This is a genomic window from Dubosiella muris (assembly GCF_004793885.1).
GTDB classification, from domain to species: domain Bacteria; phylum Bacillota_I; class Bacilli_A; order Erysipelotrichales; family Erysipelotrichaceae; genus Dubosiella; species Dubosiella muris.
The window spans coordinates 67,559-86,909 of sequence record NZ_SRYG01000004.1 but is presented as its reverse complement, the minus strand read 5'-3'; the positions used below and the strand labels follow the sequence as shown (position 1 = coordinate 86,909).

Sequence of the window (19,351 nt, the reverse complement as noted above, 5' to 3'; positions counted from 1 at the left end):
TTTGTGTAAAGACGTGTAAAATAATGTATTAGATAGTAAATCTATATGAGTGAGGAAACATATGGCACAGATGAATGATGAATTGTACGAAGTTGAAGACATGGATGCGGACATTTCGCTCAAGGAGGAATTAGTCGAAGAGGCGAAGAATTTCGCCGAATCGTCCAACTGGAACGAGACGCAGCGCGAACTCTCCAACCTGAAGAGAAGATGGAAGCGAATCCACTATTGGGAATCGGATTATGAAGACCAGCTCAGAGACGAGTTTGAATCGGCTCTCGACGCGGTGTATGCAAAACGCAATGAAGTGTATAAAGAGGCGCAGACGATCAAGGAAAACCTGGTGAAGCGCGCGCAGGAACTGGCGCAGACCGACAACTTGAATAAAGCGAGCAAGGAAGCCAACGAGCTGATGGACGAATGGAAGAAGGCGGGTCACGCCGGACGGGAAACGGACGATAAACTGTGGGCCGAGTTCCAGGCCGCCCGCGATATTTTCTACCAGCGCAAGCACGAGGCGTGGGAGGAAATGCACGCGCAGTTCGACGAGGCGAAAAAAGCGAAGGAAGTGCTCATCGAGCGCGCCCGGGAATTGAAGGATTCCACGGAGTGGCAAAAAACGAGCAACGCGATGAAGAACTTGATGGACGAGTGGAAGAGCATCGGCCACGCCGGCAACAAAGTCGACGACGCCCTGTGGCACGAGTTCAACGACGCCCGTCAGGAATTTTACACGCGCCGCAACGAGCATTACGACGAATTGTCCCGGACGCGTTCGGAAAACTACGCCAAGAAACGCGCGCTGGTGGAGCAGGCCAAGGCGGTCGCGGACGGCGGCGTGTACTCGCGTGAAAACACGGAGTTTATGAAGCAGCTTTCCAACGACTGGAAAAAGATCGGCTTCGCGGGACGCGAGCACGACGACCGGATCTGGGCGGAGTTCAGAGCGGCCAACGACTTGTATTTCGACGGTTTGAAAAAGATGAGCGAGCAGCGTCAGCAGGACTGGAAGTCCAGAATGATGGAGGCCCGCAATAAAAAAGTGGAGCTCATCAACAACCAGAAGCGGCAGATCGAGCGTCTGCAAAACGACATGTTCGGCCTTGTCAGCGAAGCGACGATGGCGGACATTCAGGCGGAAATCGACGATAAGGAAGACTTTATCGACGAGCTGGAGCAGCAGATTTCCGATATCGACGCCCGTTTGGAGGACTAATACGAAGAGAAGCCGGATTTTCGGCTTTTTTTGAAAAAACGATTGCCCAGTAAAACTGGATGTGATATAATCTGTTTACCGAAAATAATGTGTTTGTTTACGGGAGAAAAATTTTTTTTGATGGAACGGGACTTTTTTTGATTTTTTATCGTATATAAAGGGTAGGAGGTTAAAAAGAGAAAAGTGTGAAGGATGATATGTCCTTTTTTTCACGTGTTTTATTTGGTATAATAAAATACTGAAAGGGGAAGTTTTAATGACATATTATCAAATCCTGAAACAGCGAAGAATTGATTTAAAACTCTCCATCCAAGATGTGGCGGTGCAGACGCGGCTCGCGCCTGAGTACATCGCGGCCATCGAGGAAAATGATCTTGATGTATTTTCAGATGACTATTCATTTGTCCGATATTTCGTGCATGCCTACGCCAACGCCATCGGCGTGAACTGGGAGGCGATCTCGGTCGAAGTGGACCAGACGATCAAATACCACGCGCACAAGAAAAACATGGCGCTCACCCAGGCGCAGCGGCGGATCGTGGAAAACATGCCCAAGGCGCAGGCGTCCAAGCGCTCGCGTAAAAAACGGTCGCATTTCCAGTCGAGCATTTCCAGAGCCTCGCGCTCCCTGCACTGGTCGAAACGGAAACTGTCCCCGCTTGCCTTGTGGGGAATCGTCATCGTGGCTGGCGGTTTTTTGCTGACGAACATGGTCAGCTCGATGCTGAGCGCCAACGAGGCGAAGGCGAGGGAAACCGCCCGTCAGGCTGAATTGCAAAAAAAAGAACAGGAAACGCAGCGTTTGTCGCAGCAGAGAAAAGAAGCCAGGCTCGAAGAGGCGAAGACCGCATTGACTTTGAGCGAGACAGCCGATGTTCCCGATACCGTATATATCCATTCCGATCAGGCGATGCCCTGGACCGTGCAGTTAAACGTGTCGGTTCCTTCGGAAACAAAAATAGAAGTGTACAAAGGAGAAGAACTGGTGGCCGGCGACGCCGACCAGGCGCAGACGGCCGATTTCAGCACCGTGCTGGAAATCGGATCGGCCGAGACGTACCGGCTTGTCATTTCCTCCTACAAAAACAACTCCATCACGCTCAACGGCCAGGTCGTGGCGTATACGCCAAAGGAAGGCGGGCAGGACGAGCCGGCGCAGATCGAACTCGCGTTTGGCCAAAGCGCGCCGGTGGCGGACGAATCAAACGGATATGGCCAGTGGGACGCAAGCTGGTATGATGGAAGTACGGAAGACTACGCCTATGGCGAGGAGGCCGCAGACTATGGCTACGGCGATCCTTACGGCTATGGGGAATAGGAGGACATATGAATCTGCCGAATAAACTTACGATTTTGCGGATCGCGCTCGTGCCGGTGGTCGTGGCGGTGTATTTGTGCGTGCCGGCGGATGCCGGCATCGTCAACGCGGCGACGGGACTGGGCTTGCGCAATCTTCTTGTTTTGATCATTTTCGCTCTGGCGTCGATTACCGACTATTTGGATGGAATGCTGGCGAGAAAAAACAACTGGATCACGTCGTTTGGAAAATTCGCCGATCCGATCGCGGACAAGATGCTCGTGAACACGGTTTTGATCTTGCTTGTCTGGGCGCACGCGGCCAACGTGGTGGCGGTGCTGATCATGATCGCGCGCGACTTGATCGTGGACGGACTGCGGATGAGCGCCGCGCAAAGCGGCGAAGTCGTCAGCGCGGGCTTTTTTGGAAAGCTCAAGACGGTTTTGCAGATGATCGCGATTCTTTTGCTGTTGCTGAACAACTGGCCGTTCGCCCTGATTGGCGTGCCTCTGGCTTCAATCGTGTTGTGGGCGGCGACGATCGTGTCCGTGTATAGCGGATGGATTTATTTTCAAAAACTGAAAAAATACGTTTTGGAGACGATGTGATGGAAGCCGTCAAGGAATTGATCGAAGTCGCCGGACAAAATGGCTGGACGATCGGCAGCGCCGAAAGTTTGACGGCGGGGCTCTTTAGCGCGACGATCGCGTCGTGCCCTGGCGCCAGCGCGGTGCTCAAGGGCGGGTACGTGACGTATTTCACGGAAATGAAAGAGCGGATGCTCGACGTGCCCGCTTTGCTTATCGAACGCTTTGGCGTCGTATCCAAACCTTGCGCGCGGGCGATGGCTCTCAACGCCCAGCGGCTCATGGATGTCGATTTCGCGGTTTCCTTTACGGGCAACGCGGGGCCGTCCGCAATGGAAGGCAAACCGGCGGGGCTGGTGTATTGCGCCGTGGCGAAACGGGAAGGAACGGTTTTTGATTTTCGTTTTCAATGGGATGGGTTGGCGCGTAACGAGATCCGCGCGCGGGTCGTGGCGGACATGGTCGCCAACACGCTGACCATCATGAAGGAGGAAAGTGAATGGCAAAAAAGACAACAGCTGCGGCCGCAGAAGTAAAAGATAAAGACAAACTGTTAAAAGATGTGTTGAACGAGATCGAGCGCGAATACGGAAAAGGCGCGATCATGAAGCTGGGGGACCGGGCGGCGACGGACGTCGAGCCGATTCCTTCGGGAAGCCTGCTTTTGGATCAGGCGCTGGGAATCGGCGGCTATCCGAAGGGACGGATCATCGAGATCTTCGGACCGGAATCGAGCGGTAAGACGACGCTGGCGCTCCACGCGATCGCGGAAGTGCAGAAAAAAGGCGGACGCGCGGCGTTTATCGACGCGGAAAACGCGATCGACCCGGTTTACGCGAAAAAGCTTGGCGTCGATATCGACGATTTGATTTTGTCCCAGCCGGATTCGGGCGAGCAGGGATTGAACATCATGCTCATGCTCATCGAAAGCGGCGCCGTCGACCTGGTCGTGGTCGACAGCGTGGCGGCGCTCGTGCCCCAGGTCGAGCTGGATGGCGAGATGGGAGACATGCAGGTGGGCGCCCAGGCGCGAATGATGTCCAAGGCGATGCGAAAGCTGGCCGGTTTGATGAACCACAATGAATGTACGGCGATTTTCATCAACCAGCTACGTGAAAAAGTGGGCGTGATGTACGGCAATCCGGAAACGACGCCGGGCGGACGCGCCTTGAAGTTTTATTCGTCGGTGCGGATCGACATCCGCAAGGCGGACGCGATCAAAAACGGATCGGATATCGTCGGAAACAAAGTCAAGGTCAAGGTCGTCAAAAACAAGGTGGCGCCTCCGTTTAAAAACGTGGTTCTCGAAATCATGTATGGCGAGGGCGTGTCGTACATTTCGGAGCTGGTCGACTTGTGCGTCGAAGCCGGTATTTTGAAAAAGGCCGGCGCCTGGTACTCGTACGAAGGCGAGAAAGTCGGACAGGGAAAGGAAGCGGCCAAGGAGTATATCAAAACGCATCCGGAACTGAAAGAGGAGCTGGAAACGCGTTTGAAAGCGTCCATGAACCCGCAAGTCGACGACACGCTGGAAATGGCGATCGAGGAAGACGAAGCGAAAAAAGACGGGGAAGCGGCCTCGGAAGAATAATTTGACACGGAAGGAAGTTCTTGGAACTTCCTTTTCTATGTTATAATTGAGGCACGGAAAAGAGGTCAGAAATGACAAAAGAAAATAGAAAAAAAGAAACCGCGCTTTCGCTGGACAAACCGGTCGTGTTCGTCGTGGACATGGTCAACGGGTTCTTACACGAAGGAGCGTTGAGCGATAAACGAATCGAAACGATCGTCCCGGCGATCGAAAAACTGATCCGGGACAAAGGCTATCCAGCCGTTTTTGTGTGCGACAGCCATACGGGCGACGCGCGCGAGTTCGCGGCGTATCCGCCCCATTGCGTGCAGGACAGTCATGAGGCGGCGGTGATCGACGCCTTGTCGCCATACGCCCGGGACGTGCTGCCTAAAAACAGCACGAACACGTTCATGGCGCCGGCGTTTCAACAGCGGCTTCCGGAGCTTTTGGAAACGTACCGCGATTTTGTGATCACGGGGTGCTGCACGGATTTGTGCGTGCTTCAGTTCGCGCTTTCGCTACAAAGCTATTTGAATGAAAACGACGATCGAAACCACCGGGTCATCGTGCCGGCCAACGCCGTGGAAACGTTTCATCTCGATGGAACCCACGAGGCCGAAGCGTGGAACGCGATGGCGCTGGCGAACATGGCGGCCAACGGAATCGTGGTTCCGGAAAGAATCGAGGACTAAACAATGGATGAACCAAGAAACCTGACGTTGGTCATGGACTTTTACGAGTTGACGATGAGTCAATGCTATTTTAATCAAAACAAAGATCTCGAAGTCGTTTTCGACTTATTTTACCGGAAAAATCCGGATGACGGAGGCCTTTGCGTGCTGGCCGGACTCGAACAAGTCGTGGAATACGTGAAAAATCTCCACTTTTCGAAAAGCGACATCGAGTATTTGGCGAGTCTGGGCCAGTTCAGCCCGGAATTTTTAGAGTATTTGTCCACGGTGCGCTTTACCGGGGACATCGACGCGATTCCGGAAGGGACGCCGGTGTTTCCGCATGAGCCGCTCATTCGCGTGCGGGCCAAGATCATCGAGGCGCAGCTTGTGGAAACGGCGATTTTGCTCGCGCTCAACCACCAGACGCTGATTGCGACCAAGGCGCGCCGCATCGTGCAGGCCGCCGAGGGACGGGCCGTCATGGAGTTTGGCGCCCGGCGCGCCCACAATTTCGACGCGGCCATTTACGGTGCGCGGGCGGCGTATATTGCCGGATGCGCGGGATCGGCGACGACGTACGCCGGCGAGAAGTTCCAAATTCCGGTGCTGGGAACGATGGCGCATTCGTTCATTCAAAGCTTTCCAAGCGAGTACGACGCGTTTTTGTATTACGCCAAGACGTATCCAGACGCGTGCACGCTGCTCATCGACACGTACTCGACGCTGAAATCGGGCATCGAGAACGCGATCAAAGTGGCGAAGGACTATTTGGAACCGAACGGGTACCGGCTCAAAGGGGTGCGGATCGACAGCGGCGACATGGCGTATTTGTCAAAGAAAGTGCGGGCCAGACTGGACGCGGCGGGCATGGAGGATTGCGCCATTGTCGTGTCCAACTCGCTGGACGAGTACGTGATCGAGTCGCTCATTCGCCAGCAGGGCGCGAAAATCGATGCGTTTGGCGTGGGCGAGAATTTGATTTGCTCTAAAAATTCGCCGGTGTTTGGCGGCGTGTACAAGATGGTCGCCATCAAGGAAGACGGGCGGTGGATTCCGAAAATCAAGATTAGCGACAACGTGGGCAAGGTGACGAATCCGGGTGTGAAAGACTTGTATCGTATTTACGATCGGGAAACGAAGATGGCGATCGCGGATTTGATGACGCTGCAAGAGGAAACGATTGATACAAATGCGGATTTGCGGATTTTCCATCCGATGAACCGGTGGAAGTACAAAGTCATTCCGGGCGGGACATACGATGTGCGTCCGCTGCTCGTTCCGGTTTTCAAGGCGGGCGAGCTGGTGTACGACTTGCCGTCGCTGGAGGCGGTTCGCGCCTACAGCAAGAGCGAGCTGGACACGATTTGGGACGAGATCAAACGATTCGCCTTTCCGCAGGAATACTATGTGGACTTGTCGGAAAAACTGCTGGATCTCAAACTGCGGCTGCTGGAGCAGTATCGCTAAAAAAAGGGAAAGCTAGAGTAGCTTTCCCTGAAGCATGGCGAGAATGATTTGAAACGCGGTGTTTTCGAACGCTTTCGTGTAAAGCATGCGGTGCGGCGCGCCTTCGACAAGGAGCAGACGCTTGCGCTCGTGCGGAATGCGCTTGTATTCGGAAACCGAGCTGGAATAGTCGATGACCTCGTCCTTTGTGCCATGCAGGATAAGGACGGGGCATTCGATGTGCGCGATGGACTCCTTGTACATGTTGACGATTTCGGTGAAGGCCTTTGTCTGGGCGCGGCTTGGCGACACCTTGCTGGAAGAGGACGAAGATGAAAACGTCTTTTTGGTCGCGGTCTTGGCCATCTGCAAATTGATGTAGTGGAAAGCCGGCGCCACGAGGATCAGGCATTTGACGGGAAAGAGCGTGGCCAGATAGCTGGCGATCACGCCGCCCATGCTGAACCCGAGCAAATACACTTCGTCGGTTTTGCGAAACGCGTTTTGGAGCGCCTGCTCGGCGCGTTCGATCCACGCCTTGATGTTCGCGTCGGTCGGATCGTTGATATCGTATAAATTGAATTGAACGACGTCGTAGTGGTTTTGTTTTAGGAAGGCGGCCAAATCATCCATTTCGTGCGATGTGCGGGCGCCAAATCCGTGAACGGTCACGACGACGGGCCGTTTTTTGAATTTCCAAAGCATTAAATCCCCCATTTCTTTTGCCAATTATAAAAAAGGAGAACGTATGAAAGCAACTCTTTTAATAAAAAATATAGAAAATCTATATACATGCAATCAAAAGAATCGAATCGAACATCATGCTTTTATCGCGCTTCACCATGATAAGATCATTGATTTCGGCCATCACGATCCTAAGAAATGGATCGACGACGCGACGCGGGTCTTGGACGCGCGCGGGGAATGCGTCGTGCCGGCGTTTATCGACTGCCATTTCAACAGTCCGCTCGACGAGCTGGACGGGGACCGGATGCGCAAGGTGTCGGACGCCTTGTACGCGATGCGGATGAACGGGATCCTGACGCTCATCAGTAAAGACCCTTCGATGCGGCGAAAGGAGCTGTTTCAGGAAGTGCTGACGTCCAGGCACAACCCGCGGATGCCGGTCATTCAAGGCATTCCGGACGAGAAGATCCGCATTCCGTTTTTGTTGTCGTGCGGGATGAACTCCCTGCCGCACAAGATGTACTCGATGCAGCCGCTCGCGTTCGTGCTTTACGTGTACCGGGGTGTCGGGGCGAGCGATTTGCTGCGGGCGATGACGTGCAACCCGGCCTGGGAGTTTGGCTTGCGCGATTTGGGCGTGATCGAAAAAGGCCGGCAGGGCGATTTGCTTGTGCTAGGAGCGCCGACGATCGAGGAGTATTTTTCCCAGGTTGGCAAGCAGGGCATCCACCGGATGATCAAGAGCGGCATTCAGTTTTATCCGGAGATATTGCGGTGCTGAAAATTTTTTCAGAAAGTCTTTGACATGATTTTGTAAAACTGTTAATATCTAACTACAAATTGATGTTGAAAAGAAGAGTAGTCCAACCCGGATGGATAGAGAGCTTTCGGCTGGTGGAAGAAAGCGTGAAGCGTTGGATGAACATGGTCTTGGAGTTGCGTGATCGAAATGTAGGTCGCGACGGTTTCGCCCGTTATCGTGATAGAGTATGGTTGTACTTGAGGAGGTCTTTTCCGCGAGGAGAGGACGAAAATAGGTGGTAACGCGAAATTCACTTTCGCCCTATGCGGGCGGAAGTTTTTTTTTGGAAAGGATGGATACAATGATCCGACTCGAACATGTCACAAAGACATTTCAAACGAAGGATGGCGATGTCCACGCGGTCAAGGATGTCAGTCTGGATATCAAGGAAGGGCAGATTTACGGCATCATCGGGTTTTCCGGGGCCGGGAAATCGACGCTGGTGCGCTGCATCAACCTTCTGGAGCGGCCGGAAGACGGCAAGGTCATTTTCGACGGCAAAAACCTGCTTGAGCTTTCCCCTTCGGAGCTGCGGGCCGAGCGTCAGAAAATGGGCATGATCTTTCAGCATTTCAATTTGCTGCGGGCGAAGACGATTTACGAAAACATCGCCCTGCCGCTGCGGATGATGAAAAAGGATAAAAAGGAAATCGACCGCAAGGTCATCGAGCTGCTGGAGCTCATCGACCTTGTGGAGCGCAAGGACTCGTACCCGTCGCAGCTGTCGGGCGGGCAAAAGCAGCGCGTGGCGATTGCCAGGGCGCTGGCGAGCGACCCGAAGGTGCTGCTGTGCGACGAGGCGACCAGCGCGCTGGATCCGCAGACGACGCAAAGCATTTTAAAGCTCATTAAAAAGGTGAACAAGGAAATGAACATCACGGTCGTGATGATCACGCACGAGATGCTGGTCGTCAAGGAAATTTGCGACCGGGTGGCGGTCATGGAAAACGGGCGCGTCGTCGAGAAAAACGACATCGTGCCGATTTTCGTCAACCCGATCGAAGAGATCACGCAAAACTTTATCAATACGACGAACAATTCGAACAAGATCAACGAGCTGATCGCCCAGAAGCATCCGCTGACGCAGCTCGAGCCGAACCAGCAGCTTGTCCGGCTTAAATACACGTCGGCAAATACGAAGGAGGCGCTCATTTCGCAAATTTCGCGAAACTACGGCGTCGACTGCTCGATCGTCTTTGGCAACGTGGAAGTCATCAAGGACGCGCCGCTGGGCACGCTGGTGACCGTGTTTACCGGCGAGGATGGCAAGATCAAGGAGGCGCTGGAGCGCTGCCGCGAGGAAGGCGTTTATGTGGAGGTGTTGAAACGTGGACATATTGATTGATTTCATTCCAAACGTCGTGAAGTACGCCCACCAGTTTCCGAAGGCGATCGTGGACACGCTTGTCATGCTGGCGTACTCGGGCATCATTTCGCTCGTGCTTGGACTCATTCTTGGCGTCGTCATCGTCGTGACGCGCAAGGGCGGGATTTTGGAAAACAAGGTGGTGTTCTTCGTGCTGGACAAGATCATCAACTTGTTCCGGGCGATTCCGTTTATCATTTTGGTGCCGATGCTTTACTTCCTGTCGCGTTTGATTTTCAACACGACGATTGGCATCAACGGCGCGCTCGTGCCGCTTGTGGTCGGGACGATTCCGTTCATGGCCCGGCAGATGGAGTCGGCGATGATGGAAATCGACGACGGCATCATCGAGGCGAGCATTTCGATGGGGATGTCCCCGATGCAAATCATCTTCCAGGTGTACTTGCATGAGAACATTCCGGGTATGATTCGCGGCATCACGATCACGCTGATCGCCTTGATTGGGCAGATCGCGATCGTGGGCGCGGTTGGAGCCGGCGGACTGGGCGACATGGCCATCCGCTACGGACAGCGCAACATGTACGACATCACGTACACGGTTGTGATCGTGATTTTGATTATCATTTCGATTATTCAGTCGATTGGTAATAAACTGGTCGAAAAAACGACCCATTGAGTTTTAAGAAAACAACAGAGGAGGACAATGAGATGAACAAATTTTTCAAACTGGCGGCTGCCGCCGGACTGGCTTTGGCTTTGACGGCTTGCGGATCAAGCGAAGGCGGAAGCGACGCGGAATCGAAGACGATCAACGTGGGCGCGACGACGTCGCCGCACGTGGTGATTTTGGAAGAGGCGAAAAAGATCATGGAAAAAGACGGCTACACGCTGAACATTACGGAATTTTCCGATTATCCAAACATCAACCCGTCGACGAGCGACGGCTCGCTGGATGCCAACTATTTCCAGCACCAGCCGTATTTGGACAGCTATAACGCCGACAGCAACCTGGCTGAAGGCGACGACGGCTACCTGGTGAGCGCGGGCTCGATCCACTACGAGCCAATGGGCGTGTACTCGCAAGAAGTGGAAGAGGTCAATTTGGACAACTTGAACGAGGGCGCGCAAATCGTCGTGCCAAACGACGCGACCAACGAGGCCAGAGCGCTGCTATTGCTGCAGGATCTGGGCATTATCACGCTTAACGACGATGCGACGATCGACAAGGCGACGGTGGCCGACATTAAGGACAATCCGAAAAACGTGGAAATCGTCGAGATCGCGGCGGATCAAATTCCGGCAAGACTGCAGGACGCGGATGTTATTGTCGTGAATGGAAACTACGCGCTGGACGCGGATATCACGGATTCCTTACGCGCGCAGGAGGCGGCCGACAGCGACGCGGCGAAACTGTACGCCAACGTGATCGCGGTCAAAGAAAGCAACAAGGACAACGAAGCGGTGCAGGAGCTTGTCAAAGTGCTGAAGTCGGATGACATCAAGGCGTTTATCGCGGAAAACTTTGGCGACACTGTGCAGGCGGCGCAATAAGAGCACAAAGATCGGGAAACCGGTCTTTTCTTTTGGGTGGAATTTGGTAGAGTAAAACTATGGAACAAGCATGGAGAAGGAAGCGGCCGGTTGGATCCAAACTGGAAGAGGCTGGCTTTGAAAACAAAAACGGAGTGTGGGAAAAGCGCGTGCCAATTATGGCGGGCGACTTTGAGCTTGTCGTGCGCGTCGAAAACGAAGTCCCGTCGTTTCACGTGTTGGACGTGGCGTTTGGCGAGGAGTACATCGGCTACAAAGTGACGGACGGGGAGTTCGCGCTGCGCATGAAGGAGGAAATCGAGCGGGTGTTGAAGACAATCGCGCAGGAAGCCTTCGAGGACGTGTGGCTCGACAACGCGCAGGCGAACCGGATCGCACATCGTATTTTGGAGGCGTATGGCGACGAGCCGCAATTTTTGTTCAAGAACGACGAGCAGACGGGCGTCTTTCGCAACCCGGACAACGACAAGTGGTATGGCATCGTGCTGGCGCGCAAGGACAAAACGACGTTATTGAACGTGAAGCTGGACAAGGAGCGTGTGAAAACGCTGCTGGAACGAGAAGGATACGAGCCGGCGTACCATATGAACAAGACGTACTGGATCTCGATCCGGCTCGATGACACCTTGCCGGATATCGAGATCATGGAGCGGGTCGGGGAGAGTCACAGGCTGACGCAGACGAGCGCGAAAAGCTGGGTCATTCCATCCAAGCCGAGCGTGTACGATGTGGAAAAAGCGTTCAGGGAAAGCGACACGATCACGTGGCATCGCAAGGCGAGCATGCAAAAGGGCGATCTGGTGTTTATTTATTTGAGCGCGCCGATTCAGAAAATCCGGTTCGCGTGTCAGGTCGTGGAAGCCGACGAGAAAGCCAAACGAATGAAGCTAAGGAAAATCAAACGGTACGACGACGAGTTTCCGATCGAGAGGCTGAAGGAAAACGGCTTGCTGGCGGTGCGTAGCGCCAGGCATGTGCCCAAGGCGCTGGAAACGTTGTTGTTGGAGAAGATGGGAAAAACGTGACAAAACGTATGTTTTTTATTGATCGGACTTCTCAATAGGAGAAACTGTATTTTTTGTAGGAATTTAGAAAGCATGATATCTTAAAAAAGAAAAAAAGATTCTTAAACAAGAAGGGATTGAAGTTCCTTTTGAAATATTCAATGCGAAATATTCACAGCGGGATCAAGAGGCTCGAAGAAAGATGAAAGAGCTGATTGAATCCGATCGAAATACCGTTACACATGTATTTAGCGATGTATTGAAGGAGAAAATATGAAACCTTATGCAGAAGTTTACTTAGACGATGTGGTGGAAACCCAAGGAAAATTATTCGAGTATGTGGCGGAGACATTTCCCGAAGCCGATTTTCAAAAATTTTGTGGAAACGTATATGAAAAGCAAGACCCGTCGATTTATTGACGATGGGCAGCCGTACGTAAACACAATGGATCCAGTGACTTTGTGGGAATATTTTCAAAAGGCGGATGGCTATAAAGTGAAAAAAGGGAAAACTCTTTTTGGATTTGTCCCTGAATGGATGGGAGAATTTTACGCGCTGTTTCAATGGGAAAACAAATTGTCCAGTGAAGAAACCATTCGTCAAGTTCCCTTTGATTTTTTGAAAAAAGCGTACCCGGGAGTGCATGATCTCGATTTGCGTCTAGCCGTGGATAAGGTTGGAGGAAACCAGCATGATTTGTTTTCACAATGTGGATGAGCCCAACGGCTATTTAGCCAACTGGTATGAGTCAAATTTTGCCGAGAATGGACAAACCTTTACATCGGTCGAACAATACATGATGTGGAACAAGGCCATTCGCTTTCACGACCAAAAGCGGGCCGATTTGATTTTGGCATCCAGCGATCCCGCGCAAATCAAACGGCTTGGACGGGAAGTGGAAGGCTATGACGACACCATTTGGAAACGGGCGATCAGATCATTGTGGAGTGCGCCGTAAAAGACCGGGTATGGGGAATTGGCTTGTCCATGCACGATCCCAACCGTTTCGACATGCGACGCTGGAAAGGGGAAAACCGGCTTGGTTTTGCCTTAATGGAAATACGGGAGGAAATGAAAACGTGATTTTGCGCAACCAAAATCACGTTTTTGTATGCGATTCGATTCTTAAAATAAGCGCTCGCCTAAATATTTGTCGTGAGGAGCGATTAAACATTTTTCAATGGATTTCCAATAGCTGTCATAAAGCTTTTTTTGCGCAATGCCGTAGTTTTCTTTCGTGTCAAATTCCCAGTACAGCATATATTTCACGCTTTTTACAATTCGTTTGATTTGAAGTGGCGGAAGACCTTCCTTAATTTGCTCCATGTCGATACGATATCCTCTTTTGGCGAATCGAAGCAAAAGCAATCCTTCTTGTTTTTCCAAAAGGCTTTTGACTTCAAGCATCAGAGCCTCAAATTCTTCCACCTTTTGCGGTTTGACTTGATAAATACATATTTCAGTAAATGGCATCTTCATTCCTCCTTATTTGGGCTATCGCGTTTCTCGATTTGTTTATATTTTACTATGCAAGATCTTCTTCTGGCAAAGTCCTATGCGAAAATAATTTGATAGATAAAGGCGGCGAATTGTTTTTTCTTTTAAAGATTCGCAAACTGCAAATAGTCATTCCAGCGTTTTTGTATGCGATACGCTTCCTGAAACGAACCCAGGGAACAATAGTAGTCCGATAGCAGGGGATACAAAACCATCTCGAGTTCCACATCCCGAAAATCGGGCAGTTTTTTAAAAAGTCGCTCAATCAAATAATCCGGCACGTTTTTATCATCCATTATACGTTCCAAAATGGTGAAAAACGAGTTGATGAAATTCACACGAGGGTCGGATGAAAAAGAATGTCGAAAACGAGTAATCGACTGTCTGGCCGATTGGATATCCCCTAGTTTGTAGTAGCCATACGCGAAGGTGATATAAATATCGGGAAACCGGCTGCCTAATCGTTCCGCTTTTCGGGCTTTCTCTATCGCTTCTTCGTATTTCCCTTGCAGGAGGGAACACCAGGAAGAGCTCGCGCAAATTCTAGAAATTATTTCTTTTTCATCAATTTGAGATTGAGAATGTTCAAGATTCCTATATATTTCCTGAGCTAGAGGATAGAGACCTAGCTTTATATAAAAATTTCCTTTGTTTAGCTTCGCATAAAGTAATCGACGATAAGCGCCCGCTTTTTCCAGACTGTGTTCGCATTCTTCTAAATATTGAAAAGCGCCTAAACATTTATATTGTTTATAAATAAGAATGAGATGGTAAAGAATCAGTCCGCGTAGGCCATCACAATTTGCTCCATGACAAAAACCAAGTGCTTTTTGGAAAGACTGAATTTGTCTCATAAACATTTGATCGTTTTTAAGGGAACCGGAAGCACCGTTTATGTCATATAAAAGGGCATAGTATCGAGGGTCGACAAAAAAATTTGAATCAATCAAATATTGAGTGGATTCCATACAGTCTTTTTCCTGAATGCATTCGTATATATTTTGAACTACCAAATAATGAAAGAAGGCGAAGGAATCCCTGTATTGTGAATGATCAATAAAATTCTCTATTTCATACATAGAAGAAGGGTAAGTGACAAAAATCAAAGACTGAATGCATTTGAAGACAAACGCGTCTGCATGATCCACTAAAGAGAGATCAAATGAAAAATGAAAATCAGGATCAAGATTTTCAAAAAAAGAAATGGCTTTTTTAAACGTCGCGTCATCCATTTCTTGTTTGCCGGCCTCGATTTTGCTCAAAGAAGAGTTGCTGATTCCGGTGTTTTTCGCTAAATCTTTCTGGGAAATTTCATAGTATTGCCGTAAATACTGCGTGTATAACGGATAAAAGGCTGTGTTTATTTTCATCTTTGAATCGTTTCTTCCTTTTGTTTATATATTATATATTGAAATTCTTTCTTTTTTATCTTTGTTTTGCTCAAAAAGAACATAGACATAAATACATATATATTGTATCATTACGCCATAAAAACAAGGAATTTTTTTAGAAGGAAAGGAGAGCGTAAAATGACAAAAGCACTAAAGATGATTGGAATATTGAACACAGGACTCGCCCTGCTGATTTTCATATTGAATTTTGGTAAGCCGATCCATTTGTATTTGATTGGAATGTCCGAACAAGGCGATCTTCAAAATTCGGCGTTTGTTTTCCTGCTTTACGGATTGCTTATGGGATTATCGGTTTTGTTCCAAAAAATCGGCTTGGAAAGTGGAAGCGAAGCGGGGGAAATTCAAATTTTCCAATATCGGTTTTTTGCTTCTGGAAACCCATCGGCTAAAAGGGTGGTTCGTCGCTTCTTTTCGATTTTGGCTTTGATCGTGCAAGGAATTTTACTGTTTCAGCTTGGCTGTATTTTCTTTCAAACCCGCCTGTCTGGCGCGTGGTTCGGGTACGCGGCCATCGGCTTCGTCGTCGCCGATTTGATGTATTTGTTTTTGAGTCTATACAAAAAATGAGATAGAAAAAAGGAGCGTTTTTTGCTCCTTTTTGTCTATTTCTTGTCCGGTGTCCAGCGCCCGAAGATGCCGCACGGCAGAACGCCCTCGTTGGTCGTAACCGGGAGCAGGTTTTCCCCCACTTCGATTTCTCCCTTTTGTTTGATGGCCCGCTTGAGCACCTCGTCGAGCGTGCAAAGCGAAAAGCCCGTCGTGTAGCAGTTGACAATCAAAAACAACGGATCGTCGCTGAGCAGCTTGGCCGCCTCGCTCACGAGCTCGTACAGCTGGTTTTCCAGCTTCCACACTTCGTTTTTCGGCCCGCGCCCGTAACTTGGCGGATCCATGACGATGCCGTCGTACTTGCGTCCGCGACGGATCTCGCGCTGGATGAATTTCAGCACGTCGTCCACGATAAAGCGGATCGTATGGTCTTCGAGGTGGTTGAGGCGCATGTTTTCCTTGGCCCATTCGTTGATGCCTTTGGATGCGTCCACGTGCACGACTTCCGCCGCGCCCGCTTTGGCGCACGCCATCGTCGCGCCGCCCGTGTAGGCGAACAGGTTGAGGATCTTGATGTCCTTTCTGCCGTTTTTTTCCGCCTTTCGAATCGTGTCCATCATAAAATCCCAGTTGCTTGCCTGCTCAGGAAACAGGCCTGTGTGCTTGAAGCCGGTCGGGGAAATCTTGAACCGCAAGTCTTTGTACGCGATCGTCCATTCCTCTTTTAATTGTTTTTTGTATTCCCAGCTGCCGCCGCCCTTGTTGGAACGATGGTAGACGGCGTCCGCCTTGTTCCATGGCGTTTCCTGCTCGATCGGCCAGATGGCGACCGGATCGGGACGGCGCAGCACGACGTCGTTCCAGCGTTCCAGCTTTTCTTTATTGCCGGTGTCGATGACTTCGTAATCGACCCAGTCCTTTGCGATTTGATTCATAAAACAGCTCCTTTGCGTCGCTTTCATTATACTCGAAACGCCCCCAAAAGCCTAAACAATCGCTGTGGAAGAAAGAAGGGATTCGTTTTTGGCCACCATAGTCTTGGGTGCGCGCATGTGGTATACTAGGACTTGATTAGAGATGAGGAACCACAATGAATGCAATTTGTAAATATACGCGCGCTTTTGTGCTGGCCGGCCTGCTCGCCTTCGCCATGCCGCTAAGCGCGTGTTCTAGCGGCAAACAAGCCGATCGCGAAAAGACGGAGGAAAAGGCCGTCAAGTACACCGTGAAGGAAAACGACACGTATTGGGCGCCCGAGGATCCGACCCAGTACATCGCCAAGACGTACGACGACGTCACCGCCACGCTGGGGGCGGCGGACCAAAAACAAGCCGAAGCCGTCGCGAAGGCGTTTCTCGCCGATTTCTTCACGCTGTCCAACAAAGACAACGACGGCGACATTGGCGGACTGGACTACATTCCTTCCGCCAGCGTCGAAGCGTTTTCCGAATACGCCAAATACTACTACTACAACAACTACGCCCAGATTTTAACGAACGAGGGAAAAGCGGCGCTGCCGCAAGTCGTGAACGTCAAGCTCACCGACATGGCGCCGGCCAAAGTGTCGTATCTTGACAAAGAGTACGACGGCTACACGATGAACGCCGCGATGGAATACGCCGACAGCAGCGAAGCGTCCAACTTTAAAACGAACGCGAAATGTACGATGATAAAAATGAAGGACGTCCACTACGTTCCGGGCTCGGATGTGACGAGCACGAAGGAAGCGGGCGAGCCCAAAGATGTGTATCGTATGATTGCCGTGGAATGATACAAGACACTTCGGTGTCTTTTTTTGGAGGAATAGAAAAATGTATGTACAACTCATATGCAAAGACCGCAATGAAAAAGAAATGAATGAACTGTATGAAGTGCTCGGCGCCTTGTGCGAGCGCGAAGGCGTGCAAATCGAGGACCGGGGCGCCAGCGTCGAGATCCTCGTGTGTCCGCAAGGGAAAATCGTCGTGACCGAAGACGACATGACGATGGTCATGACCGCCAACACCCGCCACGCCGGCGCGGGCTTCCACGCGTTTGTCGTCGACTTGTTCAAAGACATCGAGGAGGAAGTGCCCGGCGAGTACGAGCTGATCGACGATTTGGAGTACGCCAATGACGAGGATTTCCACCGCCTGCATCATGTGTATGAAAACGAGCTCGACTACATACGCAAGCTGCTGCTGACCGATCCCGCGTTTCGCCAAAAAAACTACTTGTACGACGAAACGTACTTTTTGCCTATGGAAAAGGAAAACCGCGTGCTGACTTCGATTGGCGACATGGACCGCGACACGTTCATGCACAAGGAGCTGCACGATTTGATGGACGCGTTTTACGTATGGAACGACTGGGACCGGGACGCCCGGTTTTACCGCAACGCGGCCTTGACGCTACTGGCCAAAGAAGGCGTGGGCGCCTACACGAACATGAACGAGCAGACGAAAAAAGTCGCCAACGAAGTGTGCGACGACTTGGAAATCGCCCATGAAAAAGATCCGGAGCTGCCGCTTCCCGTCAAGGAATACACCGAGCTGGTCGACTTGCTTGGCCGGGAAAACAAGCTCAAAGACGCGCCAAAAATGGAAAAGGACGCGATCCAGTACCGAACCGAAGACGTATACCATTTGTTCGACGACGCCAGAATCGTCGCGCCCGGCGCCGCGGAACGAAGCTATGACCCCATTACGAAATCGGTCAATCTCATGGCACCGTATACCGACGACGGGCAGTGGTCGTGGCTCATCCAGGCCAGCACGCACCCGGACATCGTGACGAATCGAAAGGCGCTCGAGGAACAGGAGCCCGAGCTGGTGGATGGCAAAAGCATCTGGTTCGACGACTGGATGGAAGACGGCTACTACGTTTTGGAAGCGATGCTTCGTTACGACAACCGCACGCTCTACTTCCACGATGTGGCGGTTTCCGAGCGGGAAATTCCGTATTTGAAACAATGCGTTCGCCAAAGCGGTTTTATGAGTGAATAAAGAAAAGGAAAGTTCAGGAAAGAGAAATGACAACATGGAAGGAAAAATGGGAACGGGACATTGAAAAGCCCAATCCTGAGATCCTGGAAAAATTCCAGGCCAAGTCGCAGGAGTTTTTGACGTGGATGACGTATTATCGTTCGGCTTTACGCGAAGTGGAAACGAAGTTCCAGATTTTAGCGGATGAATGCGCGCTTCTAAACGACCGCAATCCCATCAACGACATCCAGACGCGGCTCAAGTCGCCCCAAAGCATCACGAACAAGCTCCAGCGCAAAGGCCTCGCGCTCACGAAGGAAAACATCGAAAACGAAGTGCTCGACGTGGCCGGCGTGCGCGTCGTCTGCTCGTTTATCGACGACATCGACCGGCTCGCCAAGGCGTTTTTGGAACAGGACGACGTGCGGCTCGTCAAAAAGAAGGACTATATCCGCCACCCCAAGCCCAATGGCTACCGCTCGCTCCATCTAATCGTGGAGACGCCCATCTTTTTGATGCATGAAAAGAAAATGATGAAAGTCGAAGTGCAGCTACGCACGATCGCGATGGAGTTCTGGGCCTCGCTCGAACACCAGATGCGCTACAAAAAGGACTTGTCCAACGAACTCGTCGAGTCGCTTTCGGAACATTTGTTCCAGTGCGCGGAAATCAGCTCGCTGCTCGACACCCACATGCAGACGATTCGCAACAAAATCGACTACGAAACGTTCCTCGCCGAAGGGGAAAAGCTCGCCGACGAGTGAA

General features: G+C 51.2%; 22 protein-coding genes, 1 pseudogene and 1 other annotated feature. Of the genes and pseudogenes, 19 read left to right on the top strand and 4 right to left on the bottom strand.

Translation table 11 applies throughout. From position 1 onward, the window contains the following. Positions 1-61 precede the first annotated feature (61 nt). From E5336_RS02920 to E5336_RS02890, 7 genes are all read left to right on the top strand, one after another. Positions 62-1,216 carry a DUF349 domain-containing protein gene (locus E5336_RS02920; protein WP_277820759.1) on the top strand — a complete coding sequence of 385 codons (1,155 nt, stop codon included), beginning with the start codon at positions 62-64 and terminating at the stop codon, positions 1,214-1,216. A 256-nt stretch (positions 1,217-1,472) separates the two neighbouring features. After that, positions 1,473-2,534 carry a helix-turn-helix domain-containing protein gene (locus tag E5336_RS02915; protein ID WP_135979594.1) on the top strand — a complete coding sequence of 354 codons (1,062 nt, stop codon included), beginning with the start codon at positions 1,473-1,475 and terminating at the stop codon, positions 2,532-2,534. 8 nt (positions 2,535-2,542) lie between these two features. Next, complete coding sequence (gene pgsA / locus E5336_RS02910; protein WP_135979593.1) at positions 2,543-3,121, top strand: CDP-diacylglycerol--glycerol-3-phosphate 3-phosphatidyltransferase; 579 nt, start codon at positions 2,543-2,545, stop codon at positions 3,119-3,121. Continuing rightward, on the top strand, positions 3,121-3,636 hold the full coding sequence (locus E5336_RS02905) for a CinA family protein (protein ID WP_135979592.1): 516 nt from the start codon (positions 3,121-3,123) through the stop codon (positions 3,634-3,636). The genes pgsA and E5336_RS02905 overlap by 1 nt, the downstream gene beginning before the upstream one ends. After that, entirely contained in the window at positions 3,600-4,691 is a 1,092-nt protein-coding gene (gene recA / locus E5336_RS02900; RefSeq protein WP_135979591.1) for a recombinase RecA, read from the top strand. Before E5336_RS02905 ends, recA begins: the two co-directional genes overlap by 37 nt. A 71-nt stretch (positions 4,692-4,762) precedes the next feature. After that, positions 4,763-5,365 (top strand): cysteine hydrolase family protein, encoded by a 603-nt coding sequence (locus E5336_RS02895; RefSeq protein WP_135979590.1) that lies wholly within the window; start codon positions 4,763-4,765, stop codon positions 5,363-5,365. A 3-nt stretch (positions 5,366-5,368) separates the two neighbouring features. Continuing rightward, positions 5,369-6,814 carry a nicotinate phosphoribosyltransferase gene (locus E5336_RS02890; protein ID WP_135979589.1) on the top strand — a complete coding sequence of 482 codons (1,446 nt, stop codon included), beginning with the start codon at positions 5,369-5,371 and terminating at the stop codon, positions 6,812-6,814. A 12-nt stretch (positions 6,815-6,826) separates the two neighbouring features. On the opposite strand, the gene E5336_RS02885 is transcribed toward E5336_RS02890, so the two are convergent. Then, the gene (locus E5336_RS02885; RefSeq protein WP_277820758.1) at positions 6,827-7,498 is read right to left on the bottom strand and encodes an alpha/beta hydrolase; all 672 of its coding nucleotides are present in this window, start codon (positions 7,496-7,498) and stop codon (positions 6,827-6,829) included. A 43-nt stretch (positions 7,499-7,541) separates the two neighbouring features. On the opposite strand from E5336_RS02885, the gene E5336_RS02880 reads away from it, so the two are divergent. The 8 genes and pseudogenes from E5336_RS02880 to E5336_RS02850 all read left to right on the top strand — a co-directional run bounded on the left by E5336_RS02880 (position 7,542) and on the right by E5336_RS02850 (position 13,248). Then, the gene (locus E5336_RS02880; RefSeq protein WP_135979587.1) at positions 7,542-8,261 is read left to right on the top strand and encodes an amidohydrolase family protein; all 720 of its coding nucleotides are present in this window, start codon (positions 7,542-7,544) and stop codon (positions 8,259-8,261) included. A gap of 56 nt (positions 8,262-8,317) precedes the next feature. Next, positions 8,318-8,549, top strand: a binding site (T-box leader). Between the two features lie 34 nt (positions 8,550-8,583). Beyond that, a complete protein-coding gene (locus tag E5336_RS02875) occupies positions 8,584-9,627 on the top strand; it encodes a methionine ABC transporter ATP-binding protein (protein WP_135979586.1) in 1,044 nt (347 codons plus the stop codon). Then, positions 9,611-10,285, top strand: coding sequence for a methionine ABC transporter permease (locus E5336_RS02870; RefSeq protein WP_277820757.1), 675 nt, complete (start codon positions 9,611-9,613; stop codon positions 10,283-10,285). The genes E5336_RS02875 and E5336_RS02870 overlap by 17 nt, the downstream gene beginning before the upstream one ends. Before the next feature lie 32 nt (positions 10,286-10,317). Beyond that, a complete protein-coding gene (locus E5336_RS02865; RefSeq protein ID WP_135979585.1) occupies positions 10,318-11,160 on the top strand; it encodes a MetQ/NlpA family ABC transporter substrate-binding protein in 843 nt (280 codons plus the stop codon). 59 nt (positions 11,161-11,219) lie between these two features. Beyond that, positions 11,220-12,185: an MmcQ/YjbR family DNA-binding protein gene (locus E5336_RS02860; RefSeq protein ID WP_135979584.1), complete on the top strand. Its 966-nt coding sequence runs from the start codon at positions 11,220-11,222 to the stop codon at positions 12,183-12,185. Between the two features lie 252 nt (positions 12,186-12,437). After that, a complete protein-coding gene (locus E5336_RS12560; protein WP_277820756.1) occupies positions 12,438-12,584 on the top strand; it encodes a hypothetical protein in 147 nt (48 codons plus the stop codon). Between the two features lie 76 nt (positions 12,585-12,660). Continuing rightward, a complete protein-coding gene (locus E5336_RS12555; RefSeq protein ID WP_277820755.1) occupies positions 12,661-12,882 on the top strand; it encodes a hypothetical protein in 222 nt (73 codons plus the stop codon). After that, positions 12,857-13,248, top strand: a pseudogene (locus E5336_RS02850) (NADAR family protein). Before E5336_RS12555 ends, E5336_RS02850 begins: the two are co-directional and overlap by 26 nt. Before the next feature lie 42 nt (positions 13,249-13,290). Here E5336_RS02850 and E5336_RS02845 read toward each other — a convergent pair. Both E5336_RS02845 and E5336_RS02840 read right to left on the bottom strand, forming a co-directional pair. Then, positions 13,291-13,644 carry an antibiotic biosynthesis monooxygenase family protein gene (locus tag E5336_RS02845; RefSeq protein ID WP_277820754.1) on the bottom strand — a complete coding sequence of 118 codons (354 nt, stop codon included), beginning with the start codon at positions 13,642-13,644 and terminating at the stop codon, positions 13,291-13,293. A 122-nt stretch (positions 13,645-13,766) separates the two neighbouring features. Further along, a complete protein-coding gene (locus E5336_RS02840) occupies positions 13,767-15,032 on the bottom strand; it encodes a helix-turn-helix domain-containing protein (protein WP_135979583.1) in 1,266 nt (421 codons plus the stop codon). 159 nt (positions 15,033-15,191) lie between these two features. Between E5336_RS02840 and E5336_RS02835 the strand changes: the two genes are divergently transcribed. Beyond that, entirely contained in the window at positions 15,192-15,641 is a 450-nt protein-coding gene (locus E5336_RS02835) for a hypothetical protein (RefSeq protein WP_135979582.1), read from the top strand. A gap of 35 nt (positions 15,642-15,676) precedes the next feature. On the opposite strand, the gene E5336_RS02830 is transcribed toward E5336_RS02835, so the two are convergent. Next, entirely contained in the window at positions 15,677-16,558 is an 882-nt protein-coding gene (locus E5336_RS02830; protein WP_135979581.1) for a class I SAM-dependent methyltransferase, read from the bottom strand. Positions 16,559-16,713: 155 nt separating this feature from the next. Between E5336_RS02830 and E5336_RS02825 the strand changes: the two genes are divergently transcribed. The 3 genes from E5336_RS02825 to E5336_RS02815 are packed head-to-tail and all read left to right on the top strand — an operon-like array spanning position 16,714 to position 19,350. Further along, positions 16,714-17,394, top strand: a complete 681-nt coding sequence (locus E5336_RS02825) for a hypothetical protein (protein ID WP_135979580.1) — start codon at positions 16,714-16,716, stop codon at positions 17,392-17,394. A 40-nt stretch (positions 17,395-17,434) separates the two neighbouring features. Then, positions 17,435-18,607 carry a hypothetical protein gene (locus E5336_RS02820; protein ID WP_135979579.1) on the top strand — a complete coding sequence of 391 codons (1,173 nt, stop codon included), beginning with the start codon at positions 17,435-17,437 and terminating at the stop codon, positions 18,605-18,607. A gap of 26 nt (positions 18,608-18,633) precedes the next feature. Next, a complete protein-coding gene (locus E5336_RS02815; RefSeq protein ID WP_135979578.1) occupies positions 18,634-19,350 on the top strand; it encodes a GTP pyrophosphokinase in 717 nt (238 codons plus the stop codon). Position 19,351: the final 1 nt, after the last annotated feature.

Bases quoted from the DNA above. Each gene is read 5' to 3' on its own strand.
- E5336_RS02860 (WP_135979584.1), top strand. From the start codon at position 11,220: ATGGAACAAGCATGGAGAAGGAAGCGGCCGGTTGGATCCAAACTGGAA.
- pgsA (WP_135979593.1), top strand. From the start codon at position 2,543: ATGAATCTGCCGAATAAACTTACGATTTTGCGGATCGCGCTCGTGCCG.
- recA (WP_135979591.1), top strand. From the start codon at position 3,600: ATGGCAAAAAAGACAACAGCTGCGGCCGCAGAAGTAAAAGATAAAGAC.
- E5336_RS02920 (WP_277820759.1), top strand. From the start codon at position 62: ATGGCACAGATGAATGATGAATTGTACGAAGTTGAAGACATGGATGCG.
- E5336_RS02840 (WP_135979583.1), bottom strand. From the start codon at position 15,032: ATGAAAATAAACACAGCCTTTTATCCGTTATACACGCAGTATTTACGG.
- E5336_RS02845 (WP_277820754.1), bottom strand. From the start codon at position 13,644: ATGAAGATGCCATTTACTGAAATATGTATTTATCAAGTCAAACCGCAA.
- E5336_RS02895 (WP_135979590.1), top strand. From the start codon at position 4,763: ATGACAAAAGAAAATAGAAAAAAAGAAACCGCGCTTTCGCTGGACAAA.
- E5336_RS12560 (WP_277820756.1), top strand. From the start codon at position 12,438: ATGAAACCTTATGCAGAAGTTTACTTAGACGATGTGGTGGAAACCCAA.
- E5336_RS02885 (WP_277820758.1), bottom strand. From the start codon at position 7,498: ATGCTTTGGAAATTCAAAAAACGGCCCGTCGTCGTGACCGTTCACGGA.
- E5336_RS02815 (WP_135979578.1), top strand. From the start codon at position 18,634: ATGACAACATGGAAGGAAAAATGGGAACGGGACATTGAAAAGCCCAAT.
- E5336_RS02880 (WP_135979587.1), top strand. From the start codon at position 7,542: ATGAAAGCAACTCTTTTAATAAAAAATATAGAAAATCTATATACATGC.
- E5336_RS02875 (WP_135979586.1), top strand. From the start codon at position 8,584: ATGATCCGACTCGAACATGTCACAAAGACATTTCAAACGAAGGATGGC.
- E5336_RS02890 (WP_135979589.1), top strand. From the start codon at position 5,369: ATGGATGAACCAAGAAACCTGACGTTGGTCATGGACTTTTACGAGTTG.
- E5336_RS02820 (WP_135979579.1), top strand. From the start codon at position 17,435: ATGTATGTACAACTCATATGCAAAGACCGCAATGAAAAAGAAATGAAT.
- E5336_RS02825 (WP_135979580.1), top strand. From the start codon at position 16,714: ATGAATGCAATTTGTAAATATACGCGCGCTTTTGTGCTGGCCGGCCTG.
- E5336_RS02915 (WP_135979594.1), top strand. From the start codon at position 1,473: ATGACATATTATCAAATCCTGAAACAGCGAAGAATTGATTTAAAACTC.
- E5336_RS02905 (WP_135979592.1), top strand. From the start codon at position 3,121: ATGGAAGCCGTCAAGGAATTGATCGAAGTCGCCGGACAAAATGGCTGG.
- E5336_RS02830 (WP_135979581.1), bottom strand. From the start codon at position 16,558: ATGAATCAAATCGCAAAGGACTGGGTCGATTACGAAGTCATCGACACC.
- E5336_RS02865 (WP_135979585.1), top strand. From the start codon at position 10,318: ATGAACAAATTTTTCAAACTGGCGGCTGCCGCCGGACTGGCTTTGGCT.
- E5336_RS02835 (WP_135979582.1), top strand. From the start codon at position 15,192: ATGACAAAAGCACTAAAGATGATTGGAATATTGAACACAGGACTCGCC.